At 71.6% G+C, this 17,515-nt stretch carries 19 protein-coding genes, 7 tRNA genes and 2 pseudogenes; 10 read left to right on the top strand and 18 right to left on the bottom strand.

Going from position 1 to position 17,515, the window contains the following annotated elements:
* Positions 1-28: 28 nt before the first annotated feature.
* Positions 29-592 carry an HIT family protein gene (locus ACZ6B1_RS21640; protein WP_451204157.1) on the bottom strand — a complete coding sequence of 188 codons (564 nt, stop codon included), beginning with the start codon at positions 590-592 and terminating at the stop codon, positions 29-31.
* Between the two features lie 67 nt (positions 593-659).
* Here ACZ6B1_RS21640 and ACZ6B1_RS21635 point away from each other — a divergent pair, with 67 nt between their 5' ends.
* Entirely contained in the window at positions 660-1,319 is a 660-nt protein-coding gene (locus ACZ6B1_RS21635) for a potassium channel family protein (RefSeq protein ID WP_468780654.1), read from the top strand.
* Between the two features lie 28 nt (positions 1,320-1,347).
* Here the strand turns inward: ACZ6B1_RS21635 and thrS are convergent, their stop codons facing one another.
* From thrS to ACZ6B1_RS21620, 3 genes are all read right to left on the bottom strand, one after another.
* Positions 1,348-3,324 carry a threonine--tRNA ligase gene (gene thrS / locus ACZ6B1_RS21630; protein ID WP_468780653.1) on the bottom strand — a complete coding sequence of 659 codons (1,977 nt, stop codon included), beginning with the start codon at positions 3,322-3,324 and terminating at the stop codon, positions 1,348-1,350.
* 142 nt (positions 3,325-3,466) lie between these two features.
* Positions 3,467-4,699, bottom strand: coding sequence for a hypothetical protein (locus tag ACZ6B1_RS21625; protein ID WP_468780651.1), 1,233 nt, complete (start codon positions 4,697-4,699; stop codon positions 3,467-3,469).
* A complete protein-coding gene (locus ACZ6B1_RS21620; RefSeq protein WP_468780649.1) occupies positions 4,696-5,262 on the bottom strand; it encodes a DUF4365 domain-containing protein in 567 nt (188 codons plus the stop codon). Before ACZ6B1_RS21620 ends, ACZ6B1_RS21625 begins: the two co-directional genes overlap by 4 nt.
* Before the next feature lie 168 nt (positions 5,263-5,430).
* On the opposite strand from ACZ6B1_RS21620, the gene ACZ6B1_RS21615 reads away from it, so the two are divergent.
* The gene (locus ACZ6B1_RS21615; protein WP_468780647.1) at positions 5,431-6,156 is read left to right on the top strand and encodes an exonuclease domain-containing protein; all 726 of its coding nucleotides are present in this window, start codon (positions 5,431-5,433) and stop codon (positions 6,154-6,156) included.
* A 56-nt stretch (positions 6,157-6,212) separates the two neighbouring features.
* Here ACZ6B1_RS21615 and ACZ6B1_RS21610 read toward each other — a convergent pair.
* The 6 genes and pseudogenes from ACZ6B1_RS21610 to ACZ6B1_RS21585 form a co-directional block, all read right to left on the bottom strand.
* Positions 6,213-6,284 (bottom strand) — tRNA-Val (locus ACZ6B1_RS21610).
* A 39-nt stretch (positions 6,285-6,323) separates the two neighbouring features.
* Positions 6,324-6,770, bottom strand: a complete 447-nt coding sequence (locus tag ACZ6B1_RS21605) for an SRPBCC family protein (protein ID WP_468780646.1) — start codon at positions 6,768-6,770, stop codon at positions 6,324-6,326.
* A 216-nt stretch (positions 6,771-6,986) separates the two neighbouring features.
* Positions 6,987-7,193, bottom strand: a pseudogene (locus ACZ6B1_RS21600) (exo-rhamnogalacturonan lyase family protein); the annotation flags it as partial.
* Positions 7,183-7,712: pseudogene (locus ACZ6B1_RS21595) on the bottom strand (ABC transporter substrate-binding protein); the annotation flags it as partial. The pseudogenes ACZ6B1_RS21595 and ACZ6B1_RS21600, both read right to left, overlap by 11 nt.
* Before the next feature lie 363 nt (positions 7,713-8,075).
* Positions 8,076-8,147 (bottom strand) — tRNA-Val (locus ACZ6B1_RS21590).
* Positions 8,148-8,244: 97 nt separating this feature from the next.
* Entirely contained in the window at positions 8,245-8,706 is a 462-nt protein-coding gene (locus ACZ6B1_RS21585; RefSeq protein WP_468780644.1) for a TIGR02611 family protein, read from the bottom strand.
* A 190-nt stretch (positions 8,707-8,896) separates the two neighbouring features.
* On the opposite strand from ACZ6B1_RS21585, the gene ACZ6B1_RS21580 reads away from it, so the two are divergent.
* Both ACZ6B1_RS21580 and ACZ6B1_RS21575 read left to right on the top strand, forming a co-directional pair.
* Entirely contained in the window at positions 8,897-9,310 is a 414-nt protein-coding gene (locus ACZ6B1_RS21580) for an SsgA family sporulation/cell division regulator (protein WP_004002642.1), read from the top strand.
* A 294-nt stretch (positions 9,311-9,604) separates the two neighbouring features.
* Positions 9,605-10,162 carry a CGNR zinc finger domain-containing protein gene (locus tag ACZ6B1_RS21575; protein ID WP_468780642.1) on the top strand — a complete coding sequence of 186 codons (558 nt, stop codon included), beginning with the start codon at positions 9,605-9,607 and terminating at the stop codon, positions 10,160-10,162.
* Positions 10,163-10,236: 74 nt separating this feature from the next.
* Here the strand turns inward: ACZ6B1_RS21575 and ACZ6B1_RS21570 are convergent, their stop codons facing one another.
* A complete protein-coding gene (locus tag ACZ6B1_RS21570; protein ID WP_174266498.1) occupies positions 10,237-10,389 on the bottom strand; it encodes a hypothetical protein in 153 nt (50 codons plus the stop codon).
* 122 nt (positions 10,390-10,511) lie between these two features.
* Complete coding sequence (locus ACZ6B1_RS21565; protein ID WP_468780640.1) at positions 10,512-10,967, bottom strand: hypothetical protein; 456 nt, start codon at positions 10,965-10,967, stop codon at positions 10,512-10,514.
* A gap of 336 nt (positions 10,968-11,303) precedes the next feature.
* Here ACZ6B1_RS21565 and ACZ6B1_RS21560 point away from each other — a divergent pair, with 336 nt between their 5' ends.
* Positions 11,304-11,825, top strand: coding sequence for a DsbA family protein (locus ACZ6B1_RS21560; RefSeq protein WP_468780638.1), 522 nt, complete (start codon positions 11,304-11,306; stop codon positions 11,823-11,825).
* Between the two features lie 10 nt (positions 11,826-11,835).
* On the opposite strand, the gene ACZ6B1_RS21555 is transcribed toward ACZ6B1_RS21560, so the two are convergent.
* Genes ACZ6B1_RS21555 through ACZ6B1_RS21545 form a run of 3 tightly spaced genes read right to left on the bottom strand, consistent with a single transcriptional unit; the run spans position 11,836 to position 14,594 of the window.
* On the bottom strand, positions 11,836-12,660 hold the full coding sequence (locus ACZ6B1_RS21555; protein ID WP_468780636.1) for a GNAT family N-acetyltransferase: 825 nt from the start codon (positions 12,658-12,660) through the stop codon (positions 11,836-11,838).
* 51 nt (positions 12,661-12,711) lie between these two features.
* A complete protein-coding gene (locus tag ACZ6B1_RS21550; protein WP_468780634.1) occupies positions 12,712-13,533 on the bottom strand; it encodes an aminotransferase class IV in 822 nt (273 codons plus the stop codon).
* On the bottom strand, positions 13,530-14,594 hold the full coding sequence (locus ACZ6B1_RS21545) for a chorismate-binding protein (RefSeq protein ID WP_468780632.1): 1,065 nt from the start codon (positions 14,592-14,594) through the stop codon (positions 13,530-13,532). Before ACZ6B1_RS21545 ends, ACZ6B1_RS21550 begins: the two co-directional genes overlap by 4 nt.
* A 178-nt stretch (positions 14,595-14,772) precedes the next feature.
* Between ACZ6B1_RS21545 and ACZ6B1_RS21540 the strand changes: the two genes are divergently transcribed.
* The 5 genes from ACZ6B1_RS21540 to ACZ6B1_RS21520 all read left to right on the top strand — a co-directional run bounded on the left by ACZ6B1_RS21540 (position 14,773) and on the right by ACZ6B1_RS21520 (position 15,239).
* A tRNA-Gly gene (locus tag ACZ6B1_RS21540) sits at positions 14,773-14,845 on the top strand.
* A 38-nt stretch (positions 14,846-14,883) separates the two neighbouring features.
* A tRNA-Cys gene (locus ACZ6B1_RS21535) sits at positions 14,884-14,957 on the top strand.
* Between the two features lies 1 nt (position 14,958).
* Positions 14,959-15,030 (top strand) — tRNA-Val (locus ACZ6B1_RS21530).
* A 36-nt stretch (positions 15,031-15,066) separates the two neighbouring features.
* Positions 15,067-15,138: transfer RNA gene (locus tag ACZ6B1_RS21525), tRNA-Val, on the top strand.
* 29 nt (positions 15,139-15,167) lie between these two features.
* Positions 15,168-15,239: transfer RNA gene (locus tag ACZ6B1_RS21520), tRNA-Val, on the top strand.
* A 57-nt stretch (positions 15,240-15,296) separates the two neighbouring features.
* Here the strand turns inward: ACZ6B1_RS21520 and ACZ6B1_RS21515 are convergent.
* The 3 genes from ACZ6B1_RS21515 to ACZ6B1_RS21505 all read right to left on the bottom strand — a co-directional run bounded on the left by ACZ6B1_RS21515 (position 15,297) and on the right by ACZ6B1_RS21505 (position 17,282).
* Positions 15,297-15,590, bottom strand: a complete 294-nt coding sequence (locus ACZ6B1_RS21515; RefSeq protein ID WP_451204180.1) for a TFIIB-type zinc ribbon-containing protein — start codon at positions 15,588-15,590, stop codon at positions 15,297-15,299.
* Positions 15,591-15,670: 80 nt separating this feature from the next.
* Positions 15,671-16,624, bottom strand: coding sequence for a phosphotransferase (locus ACZ6B1_RS21510; protein ID WP_468780629.1), 954 nt, complete (start codon positions 16,622-16,624; stop codon positions 15,671-15,673).
* Positions 16,625-17,105: 481 nt separating this feature from the next.
* Entirely contained in the window at positions 17,106-17,282 is a 177-nt protein-coding gene (locus ACZ6B1_RS21505) for a hypothetical protein (protein WP_185091440.1), read from the bottom strand.
* Positions 17,283-17,515: the final 233 nt, after the last annotated feature.

The following is a 17,515-nucleotide window of genomic DNA, read 5'->3' as shown; positions in this document are numbered from 1 at the left end:
GCCCTCGGGACCGAGGGCACCCGTGGGTCTACGCCGACGCCGGCCAGGCCTCCGCGAGCATCTTCCTGGTGTCCGCCAGCAGCTGCGGCAGCACCTTCGTCTGGCCGACCACCGGCATGAAGTTCGTGTCGCCGCCCCAGCGCGGGACGATGTGCTGGTGCAGGTGGGCGGCGATGCCGGCGCCGGCCACCGTGCCCTGGTTCATGCCGATGTTGAAGCCGTGCGCACCGGACGCGGTGCGCAGCGCGGTCATGGCCTGCTTGGTCAGCTCGGCCAGCTCGGCCGTCTCCGGCAGGGTCAGGTCCGTGTAGTCGGCCACGTGCCGGTACGGCACCGTCATCAGATGGCCGCCGTTGTACGGGTAGAGGTTGAGGACCGCGTACACGTGCTCGCCGCGGCGGACGATCAGGCCGTCCTCGTCGGACTTGGCCGGGATCGAGCAGAAGGGGCAGCCGTCGTCGGCCCCCGGACCGGTCGGCTTGTTCTCGCCCTGGATGTAGGCCATCCGGTGGGGCGTCCACAGGCGCTGGAACGCGTCCTGCGTCCCCACTCCGATCTGCTGTTCCGGCTCACTCGTCATGCAAGGCAGCATATGGCTTCGCCCGTTCGCGGCGTGTCGCCGGGGCGGCGAGAAGGCCGTCACCGGCCAAGCTGGGCCGGTGGACGACGACAGCCCCGCGGCCCGCTGGGAGCAGCGCACCGAGATCCCGCTCTTCGTGGGATCGCTGGTCTTCATCGCCGCCTATGCCACCCGGGTCCTGGCCGTGGGGCTCCCGCCCTTCTGGCGGAACCTGTGCCTGGCCGCGATGCTCACGCTCTGGGCGCTGTTCGCCGCGGACTACCTCGTGCGCTGGCGGCTCGGGGACCAGCGGTTCCTGCGGTTCGTCAGCACGCACTTCCTGCACACCGTCGTGGTCCTCCTGCCGCTGCTGCGCCCGCTGCGGATCGTTCCGCTCTACGACGTGATCCAGCGCCGCCAGGGGGACCCCCGGCTCTCGCTGTACGCGCGCGTGATCGCCTACGCGAGCCTGTCCACCCTGCTGCTCGGCTTCTCCGGCGCCCTCGCGGTCTACCAGCAGGAGCGCGGAGCGCCCGGCGCCACCATGCGGACGTTCGGCGACGCCGTGTGGTGGGCCGCCTCGACCCTGAGCACGGTCGGCTACGGCGACATCACCCCGGTGACCCGGCTCGGCCGGGTGATCGCGACCGGGATGATGGCCTGCGGTCTCGGCCTGCTCGGCGCGGTGACGGGTTCGTTCTCGTCGTGGCTGATGCAGACCTTCTCCCGCGAGGGCGACGAAGGGCCCCCGGGCAGGTGACCCCCGGGGGCCCTTCGGACGGTACGGATCAGACCTGGGCCCGCTCCGCCACGACCTTGGCGATCTTGGCGATGGCCTCGTCGAACGGGATGCCGTTCTCCTGCGAGCCGTCGCGGTAGCGGAAGGACACCGATCCGCCCGACATGTCCTCGTCGCCCGCGATGACCATGAAGGGCACCTTCTGCTTCTGGGCGTTGCGGATCTTCTTCTGCATGCGGTCCGAGGAGGAGTCCACCTCGACGCGCAGGCCCTGCTTCCGGGCCGCGGCCGCGAACTTCTCCAGGTACTCCACGTGCGCGTCCCCGATCGGGATGCCGATCGCCTGGACGGGGGCGAGCCACGCCGGGAAGGCGCCCGCGTAGTGCTCGAGGAGCACCGCGAAGAACCGCTCGATGGAGCCGAACAGGGCGCGGTGGATCATCACCGGGCGCTGCTTGGCACCGTCGGGGCCGGTGTACTCGAGGTCGAAGCGCTCGGGCAGGTTGAAGTCGAGCTGGACGGTCGACATCTGCCAGGTCCGGCCGATGGCGTCCTTGGCCTGGACGGAGATCTTCGGGCCGTAGAAGGCGGCGCCGCCCGGGTCCGGCACGAGGGGCAGGCCCTGCTTCTCGGCGACCTGGCGCAGCGTCTCGGTCGCCTCCTCCCAGACCTCGTCCGAGCCGACGAACTTCTCCGGGTCCTTGGTGGACAGCTCCAGGTAGAAGTCGGTCAGGCCGTAGTCGCGCAGGAGGCCGAGGACGAAGGTGAGCGTCCTGTCCAGTTCCTCGGCCATCTGCTCACGGGTGCAGTAGATGTGCGCGTCGTCCTGGGTGAAGCCGCGGGCACGGGTGAGGCCGTGCACGACGCCCGACTTCTCGTACCGGTACACGGTCCCGAACTCGAACAGGCGCAGCGGCAGTTCGCGGTAGGAGCGGCCGCGCGCGTCGAAGATCAGGTTGTGCATCGGGCAGTTCATGGGCTTGAGGTAGTAGTCCACGCCCTCGTCGAGCTGCATGGGCGGGTACATGCCCTCGGCGTACCAGTCCAGGTGCCCGGACGTCTCGAAGAGCTTCCCCTTCGTCGCGTGCGGGGTGTAGACGAACTCGTAGCCCTCCTCCTCGTGCCGGCGGCGCGAGTAGTCCTCCATCACACGGCGGACGATGCCGCCCTTGGGGTGGAAGACGGCGAGGCCGGAACCGATCTGCTCGGGGACGGAGAACAGGTCGAGTTCGTTGCCGAGCTTGCGGTGGTCGCGCTTCTCGGCCTCGGCGAGGAAGTCGAGGTGCGCCTTCAGCTCGTCCTTGGACGGCCAGGCGGTGCCGTAGATGCGCTGGAGCATCGGGTTCTTCTCGCTGCCGCGCCAGTAGGCGGCCGCGTTGCGCATCAGCTTGAACGCCGGGATCAGACGGGTGGTCGGCAGGTGGGGACCGCGGCAGAGGTCCTTCCAGCACAGCTCGCCGGTCTTGGCGTCGAGGTTGTCGTAGATCGTCAGCTCGCCGGCGCCGACCTCGACGTCCGCGCCGTCGTCGTGGGACGCGGAGCCCTTGAGGCCGATCAGCTCCAGCTTGTACGGCTCGTCGGCCAGCTCCTCGCGGGCGGCCTCGTCGGTGACGACACGACGGGAGAAGCGCTGGCCGCGCTTCTGGATCTCCTGCATCTTCTTCTCGATGGCCTTGAGGTCATCGGGGTGGAAGGGCTTCTCGACGTCGAAGTCGTAGTAGAAGCCGTCCTTGACGGGCGGGCCGATGCCCAGCTTGGCCTCGGGGAAGAGCTCCTGCACGGCCTGCGCCATGACGTGCGCGGTGGAGTGGCGCAGGATGTTCAGGCCGTCCTCGGAGGAGATCTCGACGGCCTCGACCTCGTCACCGTCGGACAGCTCGTGGCTGAGGTCCCTGAGCTCGCCGGCCACGCGCGCGGCGATGATCGAGCGCTCGCCCGCGAAGAGGTCGGCGGCCGTAGTGCCCGTCGTCACCACGCGTTCTTCCCGCTCGGAATCGCGTTGGATGATCACACGGACGTCTGACACCGGTCTCTCCTGACTGAAGGTGGGTGCGGCGCCATACCAGGAGCGCGCGCACAAGGGATCGTACCGACCCGGGACCGCCGACCGCGAAACGGTTACTTTCAGTCCCTCTCCTGGTACGCCCCGGTCCCGGTCCCCGCACGCCTCAGTCCCCGTCCCGGTACGCCTCCCCGCACGCCTCCTCGAAGAAGTCGAGGTTCTCGTGCAGTGACTTCATCAGCCGGTCCCGCTCGGCGTCGTCGACCTGGACGGGTACGACTGCGCCGGCGCCGGTGAGCCTGCGGAAGCCGCCCCGGCGTTCCAGCCGGCCGTGCACCCGGACCGGGAGCCCGACGAGGTGGGCGTGACCGGCGATGCGGTAGTCCTCCTCGCCGAGGGTGACGCGCACGTGCGGGACGTCGGCGCCCGCGAGCACCCGCAGCCGTACGGCGCCCTCGCCGAACGGCCCGGAGCGGCGCAGCCGGACGACGGCGCCGGTGATCCGGACCGGTACGGAGGGTTCGTCGCGCACATAGCGGGCGCCGGCCGCGCGCAGGGCGGGCAGGTCGCCGGGTGAGAACTCGACGGGTTCGGCCGGGGCGGCGCAGCCCTCGGGGACGCCGGCTCCCGGCGCCCAGGCGACGGCGACGCGGGCACCCTCGGTGCCGCGCACAAGAGCGGTGAGCGCGTCGGTCAGCTCGCGGCTGGCGCCGGCCTCGACGGCGCCGTCGAAGGCGTCCATGCCGCCGGTGGCGCGCTGGTAGTCGATGGCCTCGCGCACCGCGTACAGCGCCTGGTGGAGGCGGACGGCGAGCGGGCGGCCGGTGGGCACGGGCACGAAGGCGGTGAGCCGACGCCCCTCGGCGCCGGGGCCGACGAGCACGTTCTCCAGGAGGGCCGCGGCGGCCGAGCGGTGCCGGGCGCCGTGGTAGCCGGCGCGCGCGCGTGTGGCGAGCGCGGCGGCGAGGAGCAGTTGGCGGGCGGCGCCGCGCAGCCGCTCGTCGGCCGCCCAGGGCGCGGCCCCGGGCGGTCCGCCCGGGGCGTCCCGCCACCAGCGGATCTCGTCGCTGGGCACGGCGAGGGAGATCAGCACCTCTCGCGCGGACGGGGTGTCGCTGCGGGCGAGCGCGTCGAGGGCCTCGCCGAGCAGGTCGTCGCTGTCGGGGAAGGCACGGCTCTCGGGGACCAGCAGGCTGGTGCCGGCTCCGCCGGGACCCGGCGGGGTCCAGCGGCCGTAGCGCCCGGCCGCTCCCCCGCGCCGCTGCCAGCCGTGCCGGTGCAGCAGGGCGCCGAGCACGGCGGGGTCGACGGCGGCGGGGTCGGGCGGCCGGTTCCACGCGGGGTCGTCGGGGTGCGGCCTGGCCTGACGCGGAAGTTCCTCCTGGGGTCGGCTCCTCATGGCCTGCCTCCCGTTCCGACCCGCGTCATGATCTCGCACAGCGCCCGGTCGTCGAAGATGCGTGAGGTCGGTATCCGCACGGTGGTCCGGTGCCGGCCGGTGACCGGCTGACCGGCGAGGTTGACCCAGTAGCAGCAGTGCCTGAGGTCGAGCCGGTCGTGGCTGGCGCGCAGCCAGTCGTCCTGGGACCGCGGGACCAGCATGACGACCAGGATCTTGTGCACCGAGACCGGTGTGCGGGCGAGTTTGCGCAGGTGGTCGTTGTCGAGCGTGAAGGAGAAGAAGCGGCCCGGGGGGTTCGGCGCGACCTGGTAGGTGCATTTGAGCTGCACTTTGATGGTGACCTCGTCGTCGACGGTGTGGCCGGGTGCGCTGTGGCTGACGTGCCAGTCGATGCCGTTGTCCGGGAAGGGCTGGGACAGCGAGCAGCCGGACGCGGCGGCGACCGCGTGCAGATAGCCGACCTGCAGTGTCTCCATGCAGGCGGTGGTGGCGAGCGTGCCGCGGAGGTGACCCGCGCGTTCGGGCAGCAGCCCGCCCCGCTCGGGCTGCGCAATGGCCATGACCAACAGCCTTCCGAGCCAAGGGTTTCCCCGTTGCGGGCCGCTGAACTGCAAAGACCCGTACTCCTGTTGTGTCCTCCCGGCGTACGGCGCAAACGGCCCGGGTATCACCAAACAGGCAGAAGACGGGATGTCACCTGCCATGGGTGAACGAGGAGTTGTATTGCGATGACGAGCTGGTACGAGGGGCCGCTGGCCGCCTTCGACACGGAGACGACGGGTGTGGACGTCGAGGCCGACCGGATCGTGTCGGCCGCCGTCGTGGTCCAGGACGCGCCGGGCACCCGGCCGCGGATCGTCCGCTGGCTGGTGAACCCCGGTGTGCCCGTGCCCGAAGAGGCGACCGCGGTACACGGACTGACGGAGGAACACCTGCAGCACAACGGCCGCTGGCCGGCGCCGGTGATGTACGAGATAGCCGATCAGCTCGCCGAGCACGCGGCGATGGGACGGCCGCTGGTGGTGATGAACGCGCCCTTCGATCTCACCTTGCTGGACCGGGAGTTGCGCCGGCACCGGGCCTCCTCGCTGGACCACTGGCTCCGGGCGGCCCCGCTGCGGGTGCTGGACCCGCGGGTGCTGGACAAGCACCTGGACCGCTACCGCAAGGGCCGCCGCACGCTGACCGACCTGTGCGCGCACTACGGCGTCGGTCTGGAGGGCGCGCACGACGCGGCGGCGGACGCGTTGGCCGCGCTGGAGGTCGTACGAGCCGTGGGCCGCCGCTTCGCGACCCGCCTTGAGCGGCTCTCCCCCACCGAGCTGCACACCCTCCAGGCCAACTGGCACGCGGCCCAGGCACGAGGCCTGCAGGCCTGGTTCGCCCGCAGCGGCTCGGAAGAGGTGGTCAGCACGGACTGGCCCTTGCGGCCCGAGCTACCGGCGGCCGCGTGAGTGCCCGGCCGGGGATGACAAAGGCCGGCCCGCTGCTGCGGACCGGCCTTTCCCGGTGGGCGATACTGGGTTCGAACCAGTGACCTCTTCGGTGTGAACGAAGCGCTCTCCCACTGAGCTAATCGCCCGGGAACGCACTGAACAATACAGGGCTCCGCGGGGTTGGTTCAAACCGCTTCGAGGTGGCGCAGCAGTCCGCGGCGGCCGGCGGCCATCATCAGCCCGTGGTTGGCCCGGAAGAGGGGCCGGCCGGGTACGGCGAGCCGCCTGAGCAGGGGCTTGGTCACGTCGACGACCTGGTCGTAGCGGGCGAGCGTGCCCGGGCCCGCGGGGGTCACGGTCCAGCGGGCCCAGCCCTCGATATCGCCGGACACGGTGACCTCCAGGACGCCGGCGGCGGGGTCGCGGCGTGTCTCGCGGGCGGTGAGCGTCATGTCGTACGGCAGCAGGGAGCGGATGGTGAGGACGCCGGTGGCGGCGTCGAGGCGGATGACCGAGCGCACCTGGGGCCACCAGCGCGGATAGTCCTCGGGCCGCTCCAGCACGGCGAACACGGCGGCCGGCGGGGCGGGCAGTGACCACAGGGTGCGGAAGCGGTAGTGGTTCCAGTCCATGGCCCGAGTCTGCCCGCGGCGTCGCGCGGATCTGAGTACGCGTACTCATGCGCCCCTGGGTGACGCGCACCACACTCGGGGGACGAGCGCCGCCGCCCGTGCGACGGCGCTCCCCCATCACTCCCTCTGGCGGGGCATCCTGTCGCCGAGCAGGGCCGGGTTCTCCATGGCCGCCGAGGCCGTGCAGCGCGGTGTCGTCGGTGGAGACCCAGCTCGCCAGTCCAGGTACGCCTCCTTGAACTTCGGCATGTCGACCAGGTGACTCCGCTCGGCGCCCAGCTCGTTGAGGCCGAAGACCGCGCAGAGGTGGGAGACGGCCACCACGGGTTCGGCGGCGACGGCGAAGTTCCCGGTGTCCGGGTCGTAGAGCCCGCTGCCCTGCACGAAGCCTGTGGACCGGACGGCGATGCCCTCCATCGTGGGGCAGCACGCGGACCCTGGCAAAGAGCTTCTTGTCGATGACCAGTGCCATGGTGTTGGAGCCGACGGGAATTCCGAGCTGATTGCCGTCGACCTCGCCGGCCTTCGTGACGCCCGCCCGGAAGTGATCCAGGCTCAGATTGCCTTCCTGCACTGCACCTGGGACTTGAGGCCGAGGAGAATTCCGCGCTTGTCGTACTTCTGAAGGAAGGTGACGGCGTTTTGGAAAACGTCCGGAGGATTTCCCCCTACGGCCTGCGTCTGGAACTTCTCCCAGAAGGATTGACACGTCTGGAAGTCGGTCTTGACGTTGACCTTGGGGTACTTCTCCTCGAAGAGCGCGACGGTCCGGTTGATCTTCTTGGGCCGCTCCTCGGCACCCCACCAGGAGTAACGGATCGTCACCGGGCCGTCCCCGGAACCACTGCCCCCGCCGCACCCGGTCGTCGCCGCGAGCCCCAGGGTGACGGCCGAAGTCCCGGCCGCCTTCAGGATCGTACGCCTCTCAAGATTCCTGCTGATTCCGGCAGTCGGGCCCTCACCGCAGCGTCACCGGCGCTTATGAATCGTTTCAAGCAAGCGCTTGCCGATATAAGTCACGGAGGGGCTCGGGGTGCGTCAAATGATTCGGACGGGAATTTCTTCCGCCATCGGGCGCCGGGAGGCACGGGTGCGAGGCGGACGAGGAGTGACCCGGCAGGTGACAGGAGGTGCGGCCGAGGAGCCGAACACCGGAGGCGATCACCGAGGCGGCCGGAATCGGCTCCGCCGCGCCGGACGGCGGCGCGCCGGCCCCTTCACGGGCGACCACGGGGATCCGGTGGCGGCCGGCACGGACCAACGACGACGGCCCACCTGCTGTCAGCAGATGGGCCGTCTTCCGGGTGGGCGATACTGGGTTCGAACCAGTGACCTCTTCGGTGTGAACGAAGCGCTCTCCCACTGAGCTAATCGCCCGGGCGCAGGAAGAACATTACCCCATGTCAGGGGGTGCCTCCGACCAGGGGCCGGACGCGCGGCCGCCGGTTGGCAGGCGCACCGGTGGCGGCCCTGGTCACTGGTCCTCGATCTTCCAGGGCATGACGAAGCCGAACTTCCATAGATAGATCCCCGCCAGCACGCCGACTATCACCAGGCCGATCGCCGTCAGCGTGATGTTCCGCCGACGCACCCGGGGATCGAGGGCCCGCTGGGCCGCCTCGGTGACCTTGCGTTTGGTCCAGCGCAGCACGAGCTGGGCCCAGACGAACTCGGTCGCCCAGATCGCCATGCCGCCGAAGATCACCACCCAGCCGGGGCCGGGCAGCGGCAGCATGACGACACCGGCCGCGACGACCGCGAGGCCGATCACGAAGACGCCGACCTGCCAGCTCAGATGCAGCACTCTGCGTGACTTGACGAACTGCGGAGCCCGGGAGCCGAGTCCCCGCTCGGTCCGCTCCTCGCCTGCCTTCATCTCGTCCGCCTCGTCGATGGCCACGGCAACGTCGCCCGGCTCGTCACTCCCCGTATTCATACAGACAAACCCTACCGTAGTGAATCAGTCACTGGAATGGTCGCAGGTCTCACAGGAGTTCTCGGCCGGAAGAGTTACGTAAAGACACGCAAAACCCTCAGAGGGGTTTACAACGGCACCGTAGGTGGCATGTCGATTTCGCCGACGTGCGAATCCCCGAGCGCACACTGAGCGAAAGGCCCTGGCGCTTATGAACACCACGGTCAGCTGCGAGCTGCACCTGCGCCTCGTTGTGTCGAGCGAGTCCTCCCTGCCTGTCCCCGCAGGACTGCGGTACGACACGGCCGACCCCTACGCCGTGCACGCCACCTTCCACACCGGAGCCGAGGAGACCGTCGAGTGGGTGTTCGCCCGCGACCTCCTCGCCGAGGGTCTCCACCGTCCCACCGGCACCGGAGACGTCCGTGTCTGGCCGTCCCGCAGTCATGGGCAGGGCGTGGTCTGCATCGCCCTCAGCTCCCCTGAGGGAGAGGCTCTGCTCGAGGCCCCGGCGCGGGCCCTGGAGTCCTTCCTGAAGCGAACCGACGCCGCCGTGCCGCCCGGCACGGAACACCGGCATTTCGACCTGGATCAGGAGCTCTCGCACATCCTGGCGGAGAGCTAGGCCGCGCCTCTCGAAGCCGCCCGGCGCCGTCCACTCGGGGAGACGGCTCGGGCTCAGGACAACCGCATACGGCACAGGCACGCGCCGTCACCGTGAGCGCTCACGGTGATGGCGCCCGCCTGCGTGTGTACCGCGCGCGTCCGGGCGTGGGAGACTCGGGACCCCCCAGGGGTACGGGGGCGCCGTGTCGGCGGTCCGCCGGCTGGGCGGTACCCGGTGCGGTGGGCGCGGTTGTCGCTACTATCGGCCGGCATCGGCGGGCGCCCGCCCGACCTCCAGGCCAGGGAGCGAAACGTGCTGATCACCCACGACACCCGCTGCGCCCTAGACACCGTGGTGGATCTGGTGAACTCCGCGCCGGACGACGAGGCGGCGGACGGACTGCCGGATGTCGCGGCGCTCGCCGATTTCGTGCGAAGCCACAACGTCAGTGATGTCGGGGTGCTGTCGGAGTTCGACCTGTCCGCGGTGCGCAAGGTCCGGAGCCGGTTCGCGGGGATCTTCGCCGCGCCGGACGCCCGGGCCGCGGCAGGGCACATCAACGAGCTGGTCGCGGCGGCCGGCACCACCCCGCGCCTCACGGACCACGACGGCTACGACTGGCATGTGCACTACTTCGCTCCCGGAGCGTCCGTGGCGGACCACCTGGCCGCCGACTGCGGCATGGCGCTCGCCTTCTTCGTGGTGGCCGGGGAGCAGGAGCGGCTGCGGCGCTGCGAGGCCCCGGACTGCCGCCGGGCCTTCGTGGATCTCTCCCGCAACCGCTCGCGCCGCTACTGCGACAGCCGGACCTGCGGCAACCGGCTGCACGTGGCCGCATACCGGGCACGGCGCAAGGAGGCGGCCGGCTGACGGCCGGGCGGGGCGCTCGCGCTCGTCGGGCGACGCCTGTCCCGGCGGGTGACGCCGGGACGGACGTGTACGGCTCACAGCAACAGCAGGTCGTGCAGCGCAGCCATGAGGATGAGACACCCGATCACCGCAAGGAAGATCATCAGCGGTGGCTGGGAAAGGGCGAAGAGGCACCCGCGCGGCTCGTCCTTCGGCGGCGCGGCCTCGCTCTCTGACGTGTCCAGCATCTCGCGGCCGATGATGGCCCAGGCGACACCCCGTTGGCGATCAACACACTCACCGAGTGCGGGTGTTCACCGTTTTCCCCACTGACGGGTTCACCTTGGTTCCGTTTGTGAACGGTTTCAGGTCATATGCCGTGCTTCTTGAGGATGGCCTCGATGTCGCTGAAATCGTCGGCGGAGGTCGTACCGGCCGGCGGGGCGGCCGGCCGGGTCGCGGGGCTCTTCCCGGCGCCCAGCGAGGGGGCCGAGGCCGCCGGCGCCACCGCGTCGGTCCGGGCGCCGCGGGCGGCGGCGCGCTCCGCCTTGCGCTCGGCACGGGTGCCGCCGCGCCGGCGCTCGACGGCGCGGGTCCCGGCGAACAGCAGCCAGGCCGCGCCCAGCACACCGAAGCCGGCCCAGGCCGTGGGGCTGAAGGCGGTGTCGGAGAGCCAGCCCACGATCCCGGTCATCACCAGGCCGATCGGCACGAGGGAGTAGGCCGCGATCCGCGCGGCGGTGAGGTAACGCTTGCGGTAGGCGGTGACCACCGCTATGCCCAGGCCCGCCGCGGAGACGGCGGAGCAGACGGTCTCGGCAATCATCCGGTCCTCCTGGCGGGCTCGGTCGGGTGGCGGGACGTGAGCGGCACGGGGCGTGCGCTTCGTCCGTTCCATCCTGCACCGTCCCGGTCCCGCGAGGCCATGCTCCGGCCCGACATCAGGGAGATCTCCGGGTCGCCTCCTCCGCAGGTCCGGTCCGCGTGCTCCGCTGATCCGGTCCGGTCCGGTCCGGTCCGCGCCCTCGCCTGATCCGGTCCGGTCCGCGCGAGAGGCTCCGGGGCCCACGGATCCGGCCCGGTCGAGAGACCCGGGGCCGCGACGGGCTCCGGGGCAGCGCCCGATTCGGCCCCCGAGGGCTCGCCTGGAAGACTGGTGACCATGAGCGACTCCTCATCCCACAGCACCGAACCCCTGGTCCTCGACGTCTGGTGCGAACTCCAGTGCCCCGACTGCCTGAGCGCCCTGGACGACGTCCGCGCCCTGCGCGCCCACTACGGGGACCGGCTGGAGCTGCGGCTGCGGCACTTCCCGCTGGAGAAGCACAAGCACGCCTTCGCCGCCGCCCAGGCCGCCGAGGAGGCCCTGGCGCAGGGGCAGGGCTGGCCGTACGTGGAAGCGGTGCTGGAGCGGGTCGCGGAGCTGGACCGTGCGGGAGAACCCCTCCTGGTCGAGGTGGCCCGCGAACTGGGCCTGGACGCCGAGGAGTTCGACACCGCGCTGATCGACGGCCGGCACATCCTGATCGTCGACGCCGACCAGGCCGAGGGCAAGGCCATCGGCGTGACCGGCACCCCGACGTACGTCATCGGCGGCGAACGCCTCGACGGCGGAAAGAGCCAGGAGGGGCTGCGCGAGCGGATCACGGAGGTCGCCGACCGGCTGCTGGCCGAGCAGGCGTGACCCGGCCCGGCTAGAGCAGCGGCTTGGTGAAGGCGGAGTCCGTCGTCTCGTAGCCCAGTGACTCGTACAGCCGCTCGGCCGGGGCGTTGCCGGCGAACACGTTGAGCCCGAGGACCGGCCGGCCGGCGGCGATCGCCTGGCGCTCCGCCAGCAGCATGAGCGTCCGGCCGTGTCCCCGTCCCCGGTGTGCCGGGTCGGTCTCGACGTCGAAGACGAACGCCTTGTCCTCCTGCAGGGCCAGCCACAGCACGCCCACCCGCGTCCCCGCGTGCTCCAGGACGCTGAAGCGCATGCTCCCCGTCGACTCCCCCTGCGGCAGCAGCGTCTCGTGGTCCCTGCGGGCCTTGGCGTACGCGGCCGCCTCGGGGACGCCCCGCTCGATCCACATCCGGGCGTAGTCCGCGGACTCGTGCTCCTGCCAGGCGGCGAACTCGGCGGGGGTCATCGGCCGCGCCCGGCTCTCCGGGGGCAGTTCGGGCGGAGTGCCGCCGAGGCGCTTCTCCATGCCGCGGTTGCGCAGGGCGTAGCCGAGGGCGCCGGCAAGCCGCAGCGCCCCCTCCGCCGCCGCCGGGACCACGACCTCCATCTGGGTGCAGCCCCAGCCGCGGGCGACCTCCTCCGCGGCCAGCGCGGCCACCGTCCCCCTGCCGCGCCGCCGGTCCGGCTCGGCTATCCGCACCTCGATGATGCGCGCCACCGAGTCACCGAGGTTCGCCGAGGTGCCGAGGTGGAGCACGCCGACGGGACGGCTGTTCACACACACCTGGTACCGGCGTGAGCGTGTTCCGTCGGCGTTGCGCTGAAGCGGCTCGGCCGGCCGCAGGGTCGTCGTCATCACGGGTGTTCTACCCGCTCGGCGGCCCCGGGTCAGCCGAATTTCCGCCGGTCACGGATCGAGGTCGTGTCCGGACCGCTCGTCGAAGATCCGCATCGCCTTGAGGGTCGCCGGACCGGGGGCACCGGGCAGTTCCCGGTCGTCGACCCGGTGCACGGCCTGGACGTCGCGCAGGCTGGAGGTGAGGAAGACCTCCTCGGCGCGTTCCAGCACGTCCAGCGGCAGTTCGGTCTCCCTGGCGCCGGTCCACTCCACCACAAGGGCGCGGGTGATGCCGGGGAGGCAGCCGGAGGCGACCGGCGGGGTGTGGATCTCGCCGTCCAGGACGACGAAGACGTTCGACCCGGTGCCCTCGCAGAGCTGTCCGACCGTGTTGCCGAACAGCGCCTCGGATGCCCCGTGTTGGTGGGCGCGGGCGAGGGCGACGACGTTCTCCGCGTACGAGGTGGTCTTCAGGCCGGTGAGCGCGCCCCGCTCGTTGCGGGTCCAGGGCACCGTGATCACCGCGGTGGTCTCCGGGCGGCGGGCGGTGTCACCGAGGGCGACCACCAGGGTCGGGCCGTGCTCGCCGCGGTCGGAGCCGAGCGGTCCGTGACCGCCGGTGTAGGTGATGCGCAGCCGGCCGAGCGGCATCGGGGTGGCCTCGAGCACGGCCGCGCAGGCGCGGCGGACCTCGTCGAGGTCGGGGTCGGGCAGGCCCAGGCCGCGGGCCGAGCGGGTCAGCCGGTCCAGGTGGCGGGTGAGCGCGAAGAGCCTGCCGTCGACGGCCTTCACCGTCTCGAAGACGCCGTCGCCGACGGTCAGCCCGTGATCGAAGACGGACACCCGGGCGGAGTCGATGTCCCGCAGTGCGCCGTCGAGCCAGATCCTCATGTGAGAGCCCCTCCACTTTCCTGGTACAGCCCCGACGCTACCGCGAGCAGCCGGGACGCCTTCAGCTCGGTCTCCCGCCACTCCCCCTCGGGGTCGGATCCCCAGGTGATGCCGGCGCCGGTGCCGAAACGCAGCACCGGCGTGCCGGGGGCGGAGCGGTCGATCCAGAAGGTGCGGATGCCGACGGCCAGCTCGCCGACGCCCCGGTCGGCGTCGACCCAGCCGATGCCGCCGCAGTACGGACCGCGCGGGGCGGGTTCCAGGGCCTCGATGATCCTGAGCGCGCTGGACTTGGGGGCGCCGGTGACGGAGCCGGGCGGGAAGGCGGCGGCGAGCAGTTCCGGCCAGCCCGTGTCCGGGCGCAGTTCGCCGCGGACCGTGGAGACCAGGTGGACCAGGCCGGGGTGCTTCTCCACGGCGCACAGGTCGGGGACGCTCACGCTGCCGGTGGCGCAGACCCGTCCGATGTCGTTGCGGACCAGGTCCACGATCATCACGTTCTCGGCGTAGTCCTTCTCCAGCAGGTCCGCCTCGGTGCGGCCGGTGCCCTTGATGGGGCCCGACTCGACGGTGCGGCCGGCGCGGCGCAGGAACAGCTCCGGCGAGGCGGTGGCGATCTCCACGCCGTGTTCCGGCAGCCGGATCGTGCCCGCGTACGGTGCCGGGTTGCCGCGGGCCAGCAGGGCGGTCAGGGCGTCCACGTCGGCGTCGGGGGCGACGGGCGCGCTCAGCACCCGGCAGAGGTTGGCCTGGTAGACCTCGCCGGCGGCGATGTGCCCGCGGATCCGGTCCACGGCCGCGGTGTACCCGGCGCGGTCCAGGGAGGAGGTCCAGTCGGCCGCCGCCGGGCCGCGCCAGCCGCCCGGCGCCGGGGCGGGGACCGGCTCCTGCCGGACCTCGGCGAAGCGGGCGCAGGTCAGCCGGCCCTCGAAGTCCGCGCACACGGCCCAGAACCCGGCCGAGTCCAGGGCGGCGGGGTCGTCCGTGACGTCGAGCAGGCCGGTGGCAAGGCGGGTGCCGAAGCGGGCCAGGGGAGGTGGGCCGGAAGGGTGGTGAAGCACGAGGTCGAGTCTAGGGCTGGTGTCCGAATCGCGGCCGCGAGATGTCCCCCGGGAGCGGCCGGCCGCCTCATTAGCCGGGCGCACCGCAGCACGCTGCGCAAACGCGTTTTTGTACTGGCCCGGGAATCCGCTAGAGTTCAACACGTCGCCGGGACGCGAGAGCGGACCGAAACGACAGGCGGACGTAGCTCAGTTGGTAGAGCGCAACCTTGCCAAGGTTGAGGTCGCGAGTTCGAGCCTCGTCGTCCGCTCGAAGGAAGAAGGGGTCATCCCGATCCCCTACACTCCTGGTGGAGTGGCCGAGAGGCGAGGCAACGGCCTGCAAAGCCGTCTACACGGGTTCAAATCCCGTCTCCACCTCCAAGGACGATTAGCTCAGCGGGAGAGCGCTTCCCTGACACGGAAGAGGTCACTGGTTCAATCCCAGTATCGTCCACTGGATCCGCCGGCTCGTACGGCAGGGCCCGAACCCGCGCGATTAGCTCAGCGGGAGAGCGCTTCCCTGACACGGAAGAGGTCACTGGTTCAATCCCAGTATCGCGCACTGTCTGTGACTCACGGGTCACAGCCCGCGGACGATTAGCTCAGCGGGAGAGCGCTTCCCTGACACGGAAGAGGTCACTGGTTCAATCCCAGTATCGTCCACACAGCAAGAAGCCCCCGGCCGTCTCGTACGGCCGGGGGCTTCTTCGTGGTCCGGGCTCAGCTGGAGAACAGCATGTGGCCGAAGCTCTTGTGGCGGTGGTGACCGCCGTAGTGGCCGCCGTGGTGGCCACCGCCGTGCGGGGCGCCCCAGGCGGGAGCGGACGGCGCCGGGTACGCCTGCGGGGCGGCCGGGGGCGGGGGCGCCGGCTGGGACCACTGGGACTCCAGGCGGGTCAGCGACTCCAGCTCGCCGTAGTCGAGGAATATGCCGCGGCAGCCGCTGCACTGCTCGATCTGGACGCCGTTGCGGTTGTAGGTGTGCATCGGCGCATGGCACTTCGGACACTGCATGCTCGGCTCAACTCCTCGCCGGTAGGTCCTGCTTCGTGTTTCCCCAGGACAGACTCCGTGCGGCCCCAGTCGGTTGCACCCTACGCCGGGAAACCGCGCGTCAACTGGTGGGGTACGGGACTCATTCGGGCACAGGCGTCGACCAGGGCCTGCTCCACCTCGTCCAGCGGGCGGCCGGTGGCGATCGCCTTGGTGAGGGCGCGGGCCGCGGTCTGCGCGGTGAGCGCGCGGGCGGGCACGTCCAGGGCGGGCCAGGGGTCGCCGTCAGCCGGTACGGCGGGGCCGCCGGCCGCGCGGTAGGCGGCCAGGAACCGGGTCCACTCGTCGGGCGGGAGCAGGCCGCAGGCGTACCAGGCGGCGGGGCGGGCGAGGTCCCAGGCCGGGACGCCGAGGCCCAGGTCGTCCACGTCGATCAGCCGCCAGGGACCGTCGGGTGCCGGGTGCCGCACGAGCTGACCGAGGTGCAGGTCACCGTGGCAGAGGACGGGGGTGCCGGTCATGGGTGCCTCGGCGCGAGCCCAGGCGGGGAGAGCGGTCCAGGCGCGGAGGACGGGGGCGCCGGCCGGGTGGGGGACGGCGCTCAGGGCCGTGCGCAGGCGGGCCAGGGCGCGAGCGGCCTTGACGGGGCCTCGCATGGGGGGTGGGGGGACGCTGTCGCCGGGGGGCGTCCGGTGCATGCGGGCGAGGAGGGCGGCGGCCGCTTCCCAGGGGGCGGCGTCGGGGTCGTCCGGGTCGACGGGGGTGCCGTACGGCCAGAGCGTGACGAGGCGGTCGTGCAGGTCGGTGGGGGTGGTGGTGAGCGGGGGCAGGAGGATGTCCGGGACGCGGGCGGCCGTGACCAGGCGGAGCGCGAGGTCGGCGGGGTCGGTGTCCGGGGCATGGGCCTTGGCGACGGTGCCGGCGTGGCGGACGACGGTGGCGTCGGGACGGTCGGCGAGGGTTGTGCCTGGGCAGGGGCAGGGGGCTCCGCCGGGGTGCGGGTGGGGGTGGGCGGCGGTTGTGGCCACTTCGGTCAGGGCGGTCAGGAGGTTCACGGGGTTACTTCGACCTCGGGGGGTGGTGGGGTGCGCGGGGTGAGCGTACGCCTGGGGCCGGGGTGCTGTGATGGTGGACGGTGTCCGGGCTCGGCGGGGTTGGGGGCCGGCGCTGTGGTGGTGGGCGGTGCTGGTGCCGGCCGGAGGGCGTTTCGCTTGCCCCGCGCTCGCGGGACGCCTCCCCCACTCTCGGCTTCGCTCGAGCGGGGGACCCCACCGCCCACCCGCGCCACCCCCGGGGCCCCAGGCCCTCAAGGCACTGGGGAGGCACGCACGCCCGCAGCTACGCGGCCCGGGTGCCCGCAGGCGGGCGGGCCGGTGCCACCAGAGCGAAGCGACATTTCTGGTGTGGAACGGCGTAATGCCGGCGCAGCTCCCCAGCTGCGCCGGCATTTGTGCCGTCCGCCGCACCCCCGTCCCCACGGGGTTTCATGGATGGATGTCCCCGCCCGGACCGCTCTTCCGGGCCTGGGGTCGCCGCTCAGCGCCCCAGCATCACACCCACGGACGACGCCTGTGTGGCCACCGTCTCCCAGCCGTCGAAGACGAGCAGGAGCAGGGCCGCCAGAGGGAGGGCCATGAGCGTCGCCACCAGGGGGTGGCGGCGGCCTGTGCGGCGGGGGGCGAACGTCGTGCGCCGCGGTGCCGTGTGGGCCATGGTCCCTCTCCTGACCGTGTCTGTCGTACTGGCTCTTGTTCCAGCAGCGGCGGGTGTCTGACCTCGGGGGACGAGTGCTGGCACCCGCCGCTTGACCTCAAATCTAGGCTCGCGGGGCCGGGCGGGCGTCATGCCCTCGTACCGATTGGCGGGCCTCCCGGAGGATGAGCGACAACCGGTGGAGTACTCCCCTGGGTGGAGACATGGACCCGGCTCTCGGGGTCTTCCCGGAG

This window comes from Streptomyces sp. NPDC041129, assembly GCF_055592265.1.
This window is presented reverse-complemented; position numbering and strand designations above follow the sequence as displayed.